Origin of the sequence: Pseudomonas sp. RC10, from assembly GCF_038397775.1 — a bacterium.
Taxonomy (GTDB): Bacteria; Pseudomonadota; Gammaproteobacteria; order Pseudomonadales; family Pseudomonadaceae; genus Aquipseudomonas; species Aquipseudomonas bambusae.
In genome coordinates this window covers 4,882,129-4,896,490 of sequence record NZ_CP151650.1, presented here as the reverse complement: position 1 = coordinate 4,896,490, position 14,362 = coordinate 4,882,129, and the positions used below count along the sequence as shown (strand labels likewise).

General features: G+C 60.4%; 11 protein-coding genes. All 11 read left to right on the top strand.

From position 1 onward, the window contains the following. Nucleotides 1-2 precede the first annotated feature (2 nt). The 11 genes from iolB to AAEO81_RS22255 all read left to right on the top strand — a co-directional run bounded on the left by iolB (nt 3) and on the right by AAEO81_RS22255 (nt 14,335). The gene (iolB, locus tag AAEO81_RS22305; RefSeq protein WP_341959058.1) at nt 3-812 is read left to right on the top strand and encodes a 5-deoxy-glucuronate isomerase; all 810 of its coding nucleotides are present in this window, start codon (nt 3-5) and stop codon (nt 810-812) included. Between the two features lie 27 nt (nt 813-839). Then, nucleotides 840-2,339: a CoA-acylating methylmalonate-semialdehyde dehydrogenase gene (locus AAEO81_RS22300; RefSeq protein WP_341959057.1), complete on the top strand. Its 1,500-nt coding sequence runs from the start codon at nt 840-842 to the stop codon at nt 2,337-2,339. A 168-nt stretch (nt 2,340-2,507) separates the two neighbouring features. Next, entirely contained in the window at nt 2,508-4,439 is a 1,932-nt protein-coding gene (gene iolD, locus AAEO81_RS22295; RefSeq protein WP_341959056.1) for a 3D-(3,5/4)-trihydroxycyclohexane-1,2-dione acylhydrolase (decyclizing), read from the top strand. Between the two features lie 133 nt (nt 4,440-4,572). After that, entirely contained in the window at nt 4,573-5,592 is a 1,020-nt protein-coding gene (locus AAEO81_RS22290) for a Gfo/Idh/MocA family oxidoreductase (RefSeq protein WP_341959054.1), read from the top strand. A gap of 309 nt (nt 5,593-5,901) precedes the next feature. Next, nucleotides 5,902-6,135, top strand: coding sequence for a hypothetical protein (locus AAEO81_RS22285; protein ID WP_341959053.1), 234 nt, complete (start codon nt 5,902-5,904; stop codon nt 6,133-6,135). A 57-nt stretch (nt 6,136-6,192) separates the two neighbouring features. Next, nucleotides 6,193-7,122: a sugar ABC transporter substrate-binding protein gene (locus tag AAEO81_RS22280; RefSeq protein ID WP_341959052.1), complete on the top strand. Its 930-nt coding sequence runs from the start codon at nt 6,193-6,195 to the stop codon at nt 7,120-7,122. 80 nt (nt 7,123-7,202) lie between these two features. Next, nucleotides 7,203-8,771: a sugar ABC transporter ATP-binding protein gene (locus AAEO81_RS22275; protein WP_341959051.1), complete on the top strand. Its 1,569-nt coding sequence runs from the start codon at nt 7,203-7,205 to the stop codon at nt 8,769-8,771. 51 nt (nt 8,772-8,822) lie between these two features. After that, entirely contained in the window at nt 8,823-9,845 is a 1,023-nt protein-coding gene (locus AAEO81_RS22270; RefSeq protein ID WP_166597989.1) for an ABC transporter permease, read from the top strand. Between the two features lie 466 nt (nt 9,846-10,311). Further along, entirely contained in the window at nt 10,312-10,716 is a 405-nt protein-coding gene (locus AAEO81_RS22265) for a TraR/DksA C4-type zinc finger protein (protein WP_166597929.1), read from the top strand. Nucleotides 10,717-11,045: 329 nt separating this feature from the next. After that, a complete protein-coding gene (locus AAEO81_RS22260) occupies nt 11,046-12,545 on the top strand; it encodes a methyl-accepting chemotaxis protein (RefSeq protein ID WP_341964597.1) in 1,500 nt (499 codons plus the stop codon). Between the two features lie 323 nt (nt 12,546-12,868). Further along, complete coding sequence (locus AAEO81_RS22255) at nt 12,869-14,335, top strand: DUF2235 domain-containing protein (RefSeq protein WP_341959050.1); 1,467 nt, start codon at nt 12,869-12,871, stop codon at nt 14,333-14,335. Nucleotides 14,336-14,362 lie beyond the last annotated feature (27 nt).

The following is a 14,362-nucleotide window of genomic DNA, read 5'->3' as shown; positions in this document are numbered from 1 at the left end:
ACATGAATCTTCTGGTTAAAAGCAAAGCCGAAGGCCGCGACGTCGTGGCGTTGGGCGAGGGCGTGCTCGAATACGTCGGTTTCGCGGCCTATCGGCTGACGGTCGGCGAACGCCTGCCGGTCATCTCCAGCGACAAGGAGCTGTGCCTAGTGCTCCTCAGTGGTCGGGTCAGTGTTTGCGGCGAAGCGCCAGCGCAGGGGGCCTTTCACTGGGAAAACCTAGGCGACCGGCAGTCGGTCTTCGAAGACAAATCGCCGTTCGCGGTCTATCTGCCGCCCTACAGTCAGGCGCAGGTCACCGCCCTGAGTGCGGTGCAAATTGCGGTCTGTGCGGCGCCCGGCGACGCGTCGAAAGGCCTGCCAGCGCGGCTGATCAAACCCGACAGCATGAAACGCAGCGTGCGCGGCAAGGCAGCCAACACGCGGTACATCTGCGACATCCTCCCGGACACCGAACCGGCTCATTCGCTGTTGGTGGTAGAAGTGCGCACGCCGTCCGGTCACTCGTCCAGCTACCCGCCGCACAAGCACGACAAGGACGATCTGCCCCACGAGAGCTTCCTCGAAGAAACCTATTACCACCAGATCAACCCGCCTCAGGGGTTTGTGTTTCAGCGGGTCTACACCGACGACCGCAGCATCGATCAGGCCATGGCGGTGGAGAACAACGACCTGGTGACCGTGCCCAAGGGTTACCACCCGGTGAGTGTGCCGTATGGTTATGAGTCTTATTATTTGAACGTGATGGCCGGGCCGAAACGCGCCTGGCAATTCCACAACGATCCGCAGCATCAGTGGCTGATCGATTTGTAAGTCACCCCATTTTTTGAGGAACAGGCAATGAGCAACGCCCCGATTATTGGCCACTACATCAATGGCCAGGTGCAGGACGCCAGCGAGCGTTTCAGCGATGTGTTCAACCCGGCCACCGGCGACGTGCAGGCCCGTGTCGCGCTGGCGGAACTGAAAACCGTCGACGAGGCCGTGGCTGCCGCTCAAGCCGCATTCCCGGCGTGGGCCGATCAGTCGTCGCTGCGTCGCGCGCGGGTGATGTTCAAGTTCAAGGAATTGCTCGATCAGCACCACGACGAGTTGGCGGCGATCATCACCCGCGAACACGGCAAGGTGTTTTCCGACGCCAAGGGTGAGGTCGTGCGCGGCATCGAGATCGTTGAATTCGCCTGTGGCGCGCCGACCCTGCTGAAAAGCGATTACAGCGACAATATTGGCGGCGGTATCGACAACTGGAACCTGCGCCAGCCGCTGGGCGTGTGCGCGGGCGTCACGCCGTTCAACTTCCCGGTCATGGTGCCGCTGTGGATGATTCCCATGGCGCTGGTCACCGGCAACTGCTTCATCCTCAAGCCGTCTGAGCGCGACCCGTCTGCCTCGCTGTTGATGGCCCGGCTGCTGAAAGAAGCCGGTCTGCCGGATGGCGTGTTCAACGTCGTGCAGGGTGACAAAGTGGCGGTCGACGCGCTGCTGCAACACAAGGGCATCGAAGCGATTTCCTTCGTCGGCTCGACCCCGATTGCCGAATACATCCATCAGCAAGGCACTGCCCATGGCAAGCGCGTTCAGGCATTGGGCGGGGCGAAGAACCACATGATCGTCATGCCTGATGCCGATCTGGACCAGGCCGCGGACGCTTTGATCGGCGCCGCGTACGGCTCGGCCGGCGAGCGCTGCATGGCGATTTCCGTGGCCGTGGTGGTGGGCGACGTGGGCCAGAAACTCATCGACAAACTGCTGCCGCGCATCGATTCGCTGAAAGTCGGCAACGGCATCAACGGCGATTCCGACATGGGCCCGCTGGTGACGGCGGTGCACAAAGCCAAGGTCGAAGGCTTCATCGATCAGGGCGTAAAAGAAGGCGCGAAACTGATCGTCGATGGTCGCGGCTTCAAGGTGCCGGGGGCCGAGAACGGCTTCTTCGTCGGCGCCACGCTGTTCGACCACGTCACCCCCGAGATGACTATCTATAAGGAAGAGATTTTCGGCCCGGTGCTGGGCATCGTGCACGTGCCGGATTTCGCGTCGGCGGTCGAGCTGATCAACGCCCACGAATTCGGCAACGGTGTGTCGTGCTTCACCAGCGACGGCGGCATCGCCCGTGCGTTTGCGCGCAACATCAAAGTCGGCATGGTCGGCATCAACGTGCCGATTCCGGTGCCGATGGCCTGGCATTCGTTCGGCGGCTGGAAACGCTCGCTGTTCGGCGATCACCACGCCTACGGCGAAGAAGGGCTGCGTTTCTACAGCCGCTACAAAAGCGTGATGCAACGCTGGCCGGACAGCATCGCCAAAGGGGCGGAATTCAGCATGCCGACGGCGAAGTAAGCGCTTTTCGCCTGCTGGAATGCGATCAACTGTGGGAGCGAATTCATTCGCGAGAGGCCGGTACATCCGAGACACCTACATCGGCTGACCTGTCGCATCGCGAATGAATTCGCTCCCACAGAAAACCCCCTTGATTCGAGACACCTCCAATAAAAACAAGGTGCAAGCATGACCACGACACGTTTGACCATGGCCCAGGCCCTGGTGAAGTTTCTCGATAACCAGTACGTCGAAGTCGACGGCGTGCAGAGCAAATTCGTCGCCGGGGTGTTCACCATTTTCGGCCACGGCAACGTCCTGGGCCTGGGCCAGGCGCTGGAACAGGACAGCGGCGATTTGATCGTGCACCAAGGCCGCAACGAACAGGGCATGTGCCACGCCGCCATGGGCTTCGCCAAACAACACCTTCGCCGCAAGATATACGCCTGCACCTCATCGGTCGGTCCGGGCGCAGCGAACATGATCACCGCCGCCGCCACTGCGTCGGCCAACCGCATCCCATTGTTGCTGCTGCCGGGCGACGTGTACGCCAGCCGCCAACCCGACCCGGTGCTGCAACAGATCGAGCAATTCCACGACCTCAGCATCAGCACCAACGACGCCTTCAAGGCCGTGAGCAAATACTGGGACCGCAGCAACCGCCCCGAACAACTGATGAGTGCCGCGCTGAACGCCATGCGCGTACTCACTGATCCCGCAGAAACCGGCGCGGTCACCCTGGCCTTGCCGCAAGACGTGCAAGGCGAGGCCTACGATTACCCCGATTCCTTCCTGCAAAAACGCGTGCACCGCATCGACCGTCGCCCGCCGACGCAGGCCATGCTCAACGACGCGTTGACGCTGCTCAAGGGCAAAAGCAAACCGCTGCTGATCTGTGGCGGTGGCGTGCGTTATTCCGGCGCGGCGGCAGAATTGCAAGCCTTCGCCGAACGTTTCGACATTCCCTTCAGCGAAACCCAGGCGGGCAAGAGCGCCATCGTCTCCGCGCACCCGCTGAACATGGGCGGCATCGGCGAGACCGGTTCACTGGCGGCCAACACCCTGGCCAACGAAGCAGACCTGATCATCGGCGTCGGCACGCGCTATAGCGACTTCACCACCAGCTCCAAATCGCTGTTCCAGAACCCGAACGTGCAGTTCCTCAACCTCAACGTTGGCGCCTTCGACGTGCAGAAACTCGACGGCGTGCAGGTGCTGGCCGACGCGCAACTGGCGTTGCAGGCACTGACCGCAGGGCTTGGCGACTACCGCTCGCAATGGGGCGATGCACCGCGCGAGGCTCGGGCGGCGCTGGATGCGGAAGTGGATCGGCTGTACGCCGTCGACTACCAGACCGCGGATTTCGAGCCGGAAGTCGCCGGGCATCTAGACCCGCAAGTGCTGCGGGATTTCATCGAAATGACTGGCTCGTGCCTGACCCAAAGCCGGGTGCTCGGCGTGCTCAATCAGCAGTTGCCGCAAGACGCGGTCATCGTCGCGGCGGCGGGCAGTCTGCCGGGTGATCTGCAGCGGGCCTGGCGCAGCACCAGCGTGGACAGCTATCACGTGGAATACGGCTATTCGTGCATGGGCTACGAAGTGAACGCTGCCTTGGGCGCGAAGATGGCGGCGCCTGAGCGTGAGGTGTATGCGCTGGTCGGCGACGGCTCGTACATGATGCTGCACTCGGAGCTGGCGACCTCGATTCAGGAGCGGCGCAAGATCAACGTGGTCCTGCTCGACAACATGGCCTTTGGTTGCATCAACAACCTGCAAATGGGCAACGGCATGGGCAGCTTCGGCACCGAATTCCGCTACCGTAACCCTGAAACCGGCTTGCTGGACGGCGATTTCGTCCCGGTGGATTTTGCCATGAGCGCGGCGGCCTATGGCTGCAAGACGTACAAGGTGAAGACGATCGAAGAACTGGAAGCGGCGCTGGCGGATGCGCGCCAGCAGACCGTTTCGACGCTGATCGACATCAAGGTCCTGCCGAAAACCATGATCCACGGCTACCTGTCGTGGTGGCGCGTGGGCGTGGCGGAAGTGTCGACCACCGGCACCACTGCCGAGGCGTATGAACGGCAGAAAGCGATGCTGGCCAAAGCCCGGAAATATTGAAGCTGCCGCATGACCTGTAGGAGTGAGCTTGCTCGCGATTGCGCTCTTTCAGGCACCGCTGAGGTGGCTGGTCTCAGGCCATCGCGAGCAAGCTCACTCCTACAGTAGAGCGTATACGGACAGAGGACTGCGTATGAAAATCGGACTCATCGGCTACGGCAAAGGCGGCCGCTTCTTTCACGCGCCGCTGCTGGCCAGCCTGCCCGGCGCGAGCTTTGCGGGGGTGGTGACGCGTTCCCCCGAGCGTCGCCAGGAGCTGACCCAGGATTACCCCAAGGTCCCGGCCTTCGACACGTTGGCCGATCTGGTCGCTTCGGGTGTCGATGCCGTGGTGATCTCCACGCCGCTGGCGTCCCGCCGTGCATTGATTCTGGAAGCCATCGAACTCGGCATTCCCGTGGTCAGCGACAAACCCTTCGCCCCCAGTGCCAAAGACGCCCAGGAACTGGTGGACGCCGCCGAGCGCCGTGGCGTGTTGCTGGGCGTGTACCAGAACCGTCGTTGGGATTCGGACTTTCTCACCGTACGCAAGCTGATCGATCAGGGGGTGCTCGGCGAGATCACCCGGTTCGAATCCCGCGTCGAACGTTATTCGCCGTCGTCAGTGGGCAAGGAAAGTGGCGGCGGGATTCTGCGCGATTTAGGCAGCCATCTGGTGGATCAGGCGCTGCTGTTGTTCGGCCCGGTGAAGCGGGTGTACGCCGAACTGGAATTCGCCACGCCCGAGCAGAAGGTCGATCACGGCTTTTTCGTTTCGCTGATTCATGAGAGCGGCGTGACCTCGCACCTGTGGGGCAACTGCCTGCAAAACGCTCAAGGCCCACGCTTTCGGGTCAATGGCTCCCAGGGCTGCTATACCGTTGAAGGCCTCGACGGCCAGGAAGCGGCAGCGCTGGCCGGGTTGTCACCCAAATCCGAGGGCGAACGCTGGGGCGTTGAAGAACATCGTCGATGGGGCTGGTTCGAACAGGGCGAACACCGCGAGCGGGTGCCGTCGGAGCGGGGCAGTTGGCCCGAGTTCTACCGACAATTGCAGGATGCGGTGATGAACCAGGGACGAAACCCGGTGGATGCGCGGGATGCGGTGGCGTCGGCCAAGGTGCTGGATGCCGCCAGAATCAGCGCGCTGGAAGGGCGAGTTATCATCTTTTAATGGGTATACCTCGGTTCAAGACTGTGGGAGCGAATTCATTCGCGAAAAATATTCCAGACGACAAAAATGCGTCGGTTGAAAGTGCCTATCGCGAATGAATTCGCTCCTACAGAGGTCCTGTCCAGCCCACCCAGAGGAGCCGTCGAGCACGTAGAAAACGAAAATAGAAATAAATTCTAAAATCTGTTGAAGTAGAAATTATTTTCCAATAGAGTCATTTCCAGGTTGCCGAATCTCGACGTTCAGACCGTTTCCACCGTCTGATCGAACGAAACAAAAACAAGAAAGCCAAGAAGACAGGTACCGTCGATGAACATGCTCAAATCAGCCGTCAAGGTCTGCCGTTCCGCATCACGTTCGCTGCTTGCCCATTCCCGGGCGCTGTCCCGCCTGACCCCCGCTATCACGTTCGACAAAACCCTTGAAACCCTCGCCCGCGTCCTCTGTGTTCAAAGCAGCGGCGTGATGGTCTGTGGTTCGGCGAGTGCGTCGGTGGCCCATTTTCCAAGCCCGGATTTTGCCAGCCCAAAAAACACGCTCTGAACACCCGCAGTCGTTAGCCAATTCATACAACAACAAGAATTTGGAGAAAGACCGTACATGAACACCAAAGCCCGTTTTACCTCCCTGGCACTGGCCCTGATGCTCAGCAGTGGCGCCACCCTGGCCGCCGACCTGAAAATTGGCGTGGCCATGTCGCAGTTCGATGACACCTACCTGACCTATATGCGCGAAGATATGGGCAAAAAGGCCAAGGACATGGGCGGCGTCGACCTGCAGTTCGTCGATGGCCGCAACGACGTCAACAAACAGCTCGACCAGGTGCAGGAGCTGATCGGCAAAAAAGTCGATGCGCTGATCGTCAACCCCGTGGACACCGCCGCCACCGCGCGCATCACCAAGGCCGCCACCGCTGCCGGGATTCCGCTGGTCTACGTCAATCGCCGCCCGGATGATCCGAAGCTGCCCGCAGGTGTGGCCTCCGTGACCTCTGATGACAAGGAAGCGGGCCGCATGCAGATGGAATACCTCGCCAAGAAGATGAATGGCAAAGGCTCTATCGTGATTCTGTTGGGCGAACTGTCCAACAACTCGACCCGCGACCGCACCGAAGGCGTGAAAGAAGTCCTGAAGAAATACCCGGACATCAAGATCGCCCAAGAGCAGACAGGCGCCTGGCAGCGTGAGAAGGGCATGACCCTGACCAATGACTGGTTGACTCAAGGCAAGGATTTCAATGCGATCGTCTCGAATAACGACGAAATGGCTATTGGGGCCGCCATGGCCCTGAAAAGTGTTGGCAAGAAACCGGGCGACGTTCTGGTGGCTGGTGTCGATGGCACGCCGGACGGCCTGAACGCGGTCAAAAAGGGCGACTTGTCAATCTCGGTGTTCCAGGACGCCAAAGGGCAGGGCGAAGGCTCCATCGACGCCGCTGTGAAACTGGCGAAGAAGGAAACGCTGCCGCAGCAGGCCATCGTGATCCCGTTCAAGCTAATCACGCCTGAAAACGTCAGCACGTTCAAATAACGTCCACACCACGACGACGGACAGGACGCAGAGGCGGGTTATCCCCCTCTGCGCCGATGTCGCCTGAGGAGCCTGTGACCATGTTCGCTTCCGCTACTGCTTCGACCGCTGCCCCGGCCAGCGCCACCGCCGACCGCGCGGCCACCGCTGCCGAGCATCCCTACCTGCTGGAAATCACCCACATCAGCAAAGGCTTTCCGGGCGTGGTGGCGCTGGACGACGTGGAACTGCGCGTCCGCCCAGGCAGCGTGCTGGCGTTGATGGGCGAGAACGGTGCGGGCAAGTCCACCCTGATGAAAATCATCGCCGGGATCTACCAGCCGGATACCGGCGAAATCCGCTTGCGGGGCAAACCGGTGGTGTTCGAAACCCCGCTGTCAGCCTTGCAGTCGGGCATCGCGATGATCCATCAGGAACTCAACCTGATGCCGCACATGACCATTGCCGAGAACATCTGGATCGGCCGCGAGCAGCTCAACGGTTTTCACATGGTCGATCACCGCGCCATGCACCGCTGCACTCAAGAATTGCTGGACCGCCTGCGCATCGACCTCGACCCGGAAGAGCACGTGGGCAACCTGAGCATCGCCGAGCGGCAGATGGTCGAGATCGCCAAGGCCGTGTCCTACGACTCTGACGTCTTGATCATGGACGAACCGACGTCGGCGATCACCGAGAAAGAAGTCGCCCACCTGTTTTCGATCATTGCCGACCTGCGAGCGCAGGGTAAGGGCATCATTTACATCACCCACAAAATGAATGAAGTGTTCGCCATCGCTGACGAAGTGGCCGTGTTCCGCGACGGCGCCTACATCGGCCTGCAGCGCGCCGACAGCATGGACGGCGACAGCCTGATTTCGATGATGGTAGGGCGCGAACTGACCCAGCTGTTCCCCGAGCGTGACACGCCGATTGGCAAGCTACTGCTCTCCGTGCGCAACCTGTCGCTGGAGGGGGTGTTCAAGGATGTGTCCTTCGATTTGCACGCCGGTGAAGTGCTGGGCATCGCCGGTTTGATGGGATCGGGGCGTACCAACGTCGCCGAAACCATTTTCGGCATTACGCCATGTACTGGCGGCGAGATTCAGCTGGACGGCGCGCCGATCAAAGTCACCGATCCGCACTTCGCCATCGAAAAAGGCTTCGCGCTGTTGACCGAAGATCGCAAGCTCAGCGGCCTGTTTCCGTGCCTGTCAGTGCTGGAAAACATGGAGATGGCGGTGCTGCCGCATTACGTCGGCAACGGCTTCGTGCACCAGAAAGCGCTGCGCGCCCTGTGCGAAGACATGTGCAAAAAATTGCGCGTGAAGACGCCGTCGCTGGAGCAATGCATCGACACGCTGTCTGGCGGCAATCAGCAAAAAGCCTTGATTGCGCGCTGGCTGATGACCAATCCCCGGGTGCTGATTCTCGACGAACCGACCCGAGGCATCGACGTCGGCGCCAAGGCCGAGATTTACCGGCTGATTTCCCTGCTGGCCAGCGAAGGCATGGCGGTGATCATGATTTCCTCGGAATTGCCGGAAGTGCTGGGCATGAGCGACCGGGTCATGGTCATGCACGAAGGCGAAATGATGGGCACGCTGGACCGTGCCGAAGCGACCCAGGAGCGGGTCATGCACCTGGCGTCGGGTAACTCGATCCATTGAAGGCCAATGGCCCATCGTGGGTCCTGACAAGAATAAGAGGCACACATGAAGATGAACGCGATCCTGGAAAACAAACCCGCCGTGGCGCCGACCAAGCACAAACGCCGGATGCCTACCGAGCTGAGCATCTTTCTGGTGCTGATCGGCATCGGCCTGATCTTTGAAATCTTCGGCTGGGTCGTACGGGATCAGAGCTTTCTGATGAACTCCCAGCGACTGGTGCTGATGATCCTGCAGGTGTCGATCATCGGGATGATCGCGATAGGCGTGACCCAGGTGATCATCACCACAGGCATCGACCTGTCGTCCGGCTCGGTGCTGGCGTTGACGGCGATGATCGCGGCCAGTCTCGCGCAATCCTCCGATTACACCCGCGCTGTATTTCCTTCACTGACCGACCTGCCGGTGTGGATACCGGTCATCGCCGGATTGGGGGTGGGGCTGTTGGCCGGGGCGATCAACGGCAGCATCATCGCCATCACCGGGATTCCGCCGTTCATCGCCACCCTCGGCATGATGGTGTCGGCCCGTGGCCTGGCACGCTTCTACACCGGCGGCCAGCCCGTGAGCATGCTCAACGATTCCTACACCGCCATCGGTCAGGGCGCGATGCCCGTGATCATCTTTCTGGTGGTGGCGGTGATCTTCCACATCGCCCTGCGCTACACCAAATACGGCAAATACACCTACGCCATCGGCGGCAACATGCAGGCGGCGCGCACCTCCGGGATCAACGTCAAGCGTCACCTGGTGATCGTCTACAGCATCGCCGGTCTGCTGGCGGGGTTGGCGGGTGTGGTCGCGTCGGCGCGGGCTGCGACTGGGCAGGCGGGCATGGGCGTGTCGTATGAGCTGGACGCGATTGCCGCCGCCGTGATCGGCGGCACCAGCCTGGCCGGGGGCGTTGGGCGGATTACGGGTACTGTGATCGGCGCGCTGATCCTGGGCGTCATGGCCAGCGGCTTCACCTTCGTCGGCGTCGATGCCTATGTGCAAGACATCATCAAAGGCCTGATCATCGTCGTCGCGGTGGTCATCGACCAGTACCGCAACAAACGCAAGCTCAAACGCTGATGTCGTGATGCCAGTCGTTTGATGAACGTGAAAAGGGCCCGCAGAGGGGCCCTTTTCGTTTTTCTGCCGGTTTGAACCGAACGGCCGATGGCCTGTCAGACAGCGTCCAGAAAGCCGGTGTTGGCAGGCCGGACGCCATCGCGAGCAAGCTCACTCCTACAGGGTTACCCGTGCCTGTAGGAGTGAGCTTGCTCGCGATAACGGTGCCGAATCCGATGAGCTTGTCATGGCAGACACAGGTTGAAACACCGGTTTGGCTTAACGCCACCGGGGATTTGGGGGGTTGTTGAGCGAATCTTGTTCAATTATGTTGCCGAGTACGAAACCCGGCCTTAGACTGCCGCCCCTCGTAAATTGAGTGCCGGGTGCGCTTGGAGACGACGGCGCTGGTGACTCGCGACCTTTACGATCGGGCCAAGGCGCTCCCTTGATTCGCCCTAATGCACGTTTTTTTATAGAGAAATCAATGACCAAGGAAAAGTTGCTGGCGATGCCGGCCGATGACTACATGAACGCGGAGCAACACGCATTCTTCATCGAGCTGCTGCAAGCCATGAAAGTGGAAATCCACGAGCGCATCGAGCAGAGCCGTATCGCTATCGAAAGCCTGGACACCCCGGCTGATCCCGCTGATGCCGCTTCCGTCGAAGAAGAGCGTCACTGGCTGGTCAACGTGATCGACCGCGATCAGCGCATGCTTCCACAGCTGGAAATGGCGTTGACCCGTATCGCCGAAGACACGTTCGGTTGGTGCGATGACAGTGGTGAGCCTATCGGTCTGAAGCGCCTGCTGATCAGCCCGACCACCAAATACTGCATCGAAGCTCAGGAACGCCACGAGCAGATCGACCGCCACCAGCGCCAGGCCTGACCCGCCCGCTGTGGTTCAAAGCCCGATTGCCTTGCGAGGCCGTCGGGCTTTTTGTCGCCTGCGATTTGTGATTCTGATCCCCCCGGATGAAGCGGACAAAAATCCGACCGACTACCACTAATGACTCATGGCGCATGGCCGCCATCTGACGTTTAATGCTTTCAAAATAATGATAAGCAGGGTGGGTCAAGGATATGACGGCTAATGGCATGGGCACCGGGTCGCGTTCGTTACCCGCACAATCGGCGGCGAGCGTATTGCCAGCTGCAAATCCCCGCTTGCTGGGGCTTTGCCTGCAAAGTCTTGCGTTATGTCTGCTGTTTGCCGCCATGGCGTGGGGCGAACTGTCAGTCTATGTGTGCCTGCCCCTCGGCTTGCTGACCCTCTGGTTGCCGCGCTTTATCCCTGCCCGAACAATCGTTGAGCCTGCTGGCCAGCCCGACGATGCCCTGGAGCGCCTGACCCGCGACCTGTCCCGCAGCACCAGTCACAACGCCCTGTCAGCGGCGGCGGTGGCGTTTTCGGTCAAGCAACTGGCAAGCAAGCTGCAATCCCAGGTCGATGCCGCCGAGCAGATCGTCAGCAGCGCTGACGTGATGATCGCCACTGAGCGCGCCACGTCGTCCCTCAGCCAGCAAGCGTTGGGCGCGGCCAGTGAAGTGCGGCAAAGCAGCGACGCCGGGCTGATCGTACTTAACGCCTCCATCGCTTTGATGCATCAGCTCAGCGAGCGCGCCGACAGCAGCCGTCAATTGATCGAAGCCCTGAGTCAACGCAGCGAAGACATTCAACGGGTGACGTCGGTCATTCAGTCAATTGCCAGCCAGACCAATCTGCTGGCGCTCAATGCTGCCATCGAAGCCGCTCGGGCCGGTGAGCACGGGCGCGGTTTCGCCGTCGTGGCCGACGAAGTGCGTGGGCTGGCGGGCCGAACGGCCACCGCCACCGGCGAAGTCGGGGAGATGGTCGCCGACATCCAGCAGCGCACCGCGCAAGTGGTCGAACAGATTCGCCAGTTGGCGGGGGACCTGGACAGCGGCGTCGGGCAGGTGGAAACCACGGGCCGTCAATTGGCGAGCATTGCGCAGTTGGCCGCCGGGGTGGAAGGGCAGGTCAGCGAGATCGCCTCGGGCGCGGAGAACAATCAAGGGCAATTGAGCAGCCTGTTCGTGGCCATTGAACAAATGCGCAGCGACCTGGCGATCAGCGACGACCAGACCCGTCAATTGGCTAAATCTGCCGTGCAGATGGAGGGCCAGGCCGAGACCATCAGCGAGCGGCTGGCGGAGGTGGGTCTGGAAGACTATCACCAGCGCATCTACGACCTCGCTCGTGAAGGGGCCAGTGAGATTGCCCGTCGCTTCGAGCAGGACATCGACCAGCACCGTGTCAGCCTAGATGACCTGTTCGATCGTCATTACCAGCCCATTGCCAACACGTCGCCGCCCAAATTCCAGACCCGGTTTGACCGCTACACCGACCAGGTCTTGCCTTCCATCCAGGAGCCGTTGCTGACCCGGCACGAAGGCCTGGTGTTCGCCATCGCCTGCACCCAGCAGGGTTACGTCCCGACGCACAATCTGGCGTTCAGCCAACCCCTCACCGGCGATCCTGCCGCCGACACGGTGCACAACCGCACCAAGCGTAAATTCGACGATCGCACTGGCATTCGCTGCGGCAGCCATCAACAGCCCATGCTCTTGCAAACCTACACCCGCGACACCGGCGAGCTGATGCACGATCTTTCTGTGCCGATCATCGTCAAAGGACGGCATTGGGGCGGGTTGCGGCTCGGGTATAAACCCGGTAGCGGCGCGCTCCACGGTTGACACCGTAAGCTTCCCGATCATCGGCCCGGGTAATGCCCCGGCCTGATGTCCCTTGGCACAAATGAAAAACCAAGAAGTAATATTATATATTGTTTGTGCCGATATTAAATGTTTAGGTGTGTTTGTTGTTTGTCAGTGATTACGTCTTCCGTTGTGGGAAAGAAGGGATGCAATTTTTAAATGGTCTGATATTTAAGTGGGAAGTTTCTGAATAACTACTTGCTGTATTGACGTTTTCGGAGGTGCAATCATTCTGTGAGTTATATGTCTGGATATGTAAAAAGTTTATTCGGACTTTAACAAACCCTCACAGGTAATTACACATGACAGCACTACACTGGGGTACAGGTTCGAGCAGCGCGGCGGGTAAACTCGGGGTCATCGTCCGCATCGGCGTTTTCTTTGACGGGACGGGCAACAACCGCGTCAACAGCCAGATCGGGGCCGACTGTCAGGCCATGGCGGAAATCTACAAGGGTGCGCACATCAAGGAGTGCGGAGGACGCCACTCTGACCCTTCCAGCAGTTACAGCAATGATTTCACTAACATTGCGAGGCTGGCTGACTTATATCGGCACCAACCCAAGGCGACCAATGACGGGGCCGGGTTGAGACTTTATGAAGTTTTTTATATCAGCGGTATTGGCACCACCTCCGGCGGGAGGGACTCGCGATTGTCCGGCCAGGGATTTGGGCGGGGTTACACGGGCGTTGTCGCCAAGGCATTGGTGGCGGTCAAAAAGATCAGCGATTTTCTCAAGACATTCGACCTGCATAACCCCGGCTGCGTGATCGCGGGCTTGGAGTTAGACCTTTTCGGGTTCAGCCGGGGCGCGGCGGCGGCCCGTCATCTGGCCAATGAAGTGCTCAAGCAGTCCCGGGGCGCCCTCGGGCCCGTTCTCGATCCCCGCAAGCTGCCGCTGTCCTCGGATTTCTCCTGGGCAGCGGGCAGTGTGCGGCTGAAGATTATAGGGCTGTTCGATACCGTGGCGGCGGTGGGCGGTCTCTCTGATCTGGGCAGCGTGCGCGATGCATCCAATGCGCGGGTGAATCTGTTCCTGCCGCCAGGCTGTGCGCAGCAGGTGCTGCATCTGGTTGCGGCTGATGAGCATCGGCGCAATTTCGCGTTGAACAGCGTCATGCCGGGGTGGCCGAAGGAGATCATGCTCCCCGGAAGCCACTCGGACATCGGCGGAGGTTATCAACCGCAAAGCATGGAAACGGTCTCACTGACCAGACCCCGGCGCAGTCTGGTCAGCGCCAATACGCCGTTCGACGCCACCGAGGCGTGGCTGCAGACCCACGCCGAAATGGACCAGTTGAACGCCGAGCGCTGGATCGACCCGACTGACGAGACCTCTTCTATCTGCGTCGAATGTCACGAGCGGATGGGGCAGAGGGGGCATGGAATGAAGACTGTCGTGGCCAGCGTGAAGCTGCAACGTCGCGTGTTCGGCCATCTCTCGCGGGTGTACCTGCGGGTGATGCATGGGTTGGCGCGTGACGAGGGTGTGCCGTTCCGGCCAATACCGGACACTGCCGACCTGAGCCTGCCGCCAGAGTTACGGAATGTGGCAGAAAAATTGATGGCGTATGCGCGGGGACAGGGCGATGCATTGTCCCCGGATGAAATGAAAATGCTCTATCGGCGCTATATCCATTGTTCCGCGCACTGGAACGGGACGCTGGGTCGACGAGGCGCGCTGGTGGATACGCTCTTCGTGCATGCACCGGAGCTGGACGGGCGGCAGCGTTTTCTCAATGTGTCGCAGCGGGGTTATCCGTTGTGACACGACCAGCCGGGGCGAAGGCGGCCT

What these genes read in the sequence shown, in the direction of transcription:
- AAEO81_RS22260 (WP_341964597.1), top strand. Translation starts at nt 11,046, where the DNA reads ATGGCGTGGGGCGAACTGTCAGTCTATGTGTGCCTGCCCCTCGGCTTG.
- AAEO81_RS22275 (WP_341959051.1), top strand. Translation starts at nt 7,203, where the DNA reads ATGTTCGCTTCCGCTACTGCTTCGACCGCTGCCCCGGCCAGCGCCACC.
- AAEO81_RS22300 (WP_341959057.1), top strand. Translation starts at nt 840, where the DNA reads ATGAGCAACGCCCCGATTATTGGCCACTACATCAATGGCCAGGTGCAG.
- AAEO81_RS22285 (WP_341959053.1), top strand. Translation starts at nt 5,902, where the DNA reads ATGAACATGCTCAAATCAGCCGTCAAGGTCTGCCGTTCCGCATCACGT.
- AAEO81_RS22290 (WP_341959054.1), top strand. Translation starts at nt 4,573, where the DNA reads ATGAAAATCGGACTCATCGGCTACGGCAAAGGCGGCCGCTTCTTTCAC.
- AAEO81_RS22280 (WP_341959052.1), top strand. Translation starts at nt 6,193, where the DNA reads ATGAACACCAAAGCCCGTTTTACCTCCCTGGCACTGGCCCTGATGCTC.
- AAEO81_RS22265 (WP_166597929.1), top strand. Translation starts at nt 10,312, where the DNA reads ATGACCAAGGAAAAGTTGCTGGCGATGCCGGCCGATGACTACATGAAC.
- iolB (WP_341959058.1), top strand. Translation starts at nt 3, where the DNA reads ATGAATCTTCTGGTTAAAAGCAAAGCCGAAGGCCGCGACGTCGTGGCG.
- iolD (WP_341959056.1), top strand. Translation starts at nt 2,508, where the DNA reads ATGACCACGACACGTTTGACCATGGCCCAGGCCCTGGTGAAGTTTCTC.
- AAEO81_RS22270 (WP_166597989.1), top strand. Translation starts at nt 8,823, where the DNA reads ATGAACGCGATCCTGGAAAACAAACCCGCCGTGGCGCCGACCAAGCAC.
- AAEO81_RS22255 (WP_341959050.1), top strand. Translation starts at nt 12,869, where the DNA reads ATGACAGCACTACACTGGGGTACAGGTTCGAGCAGCGCGGCGGGTAAA.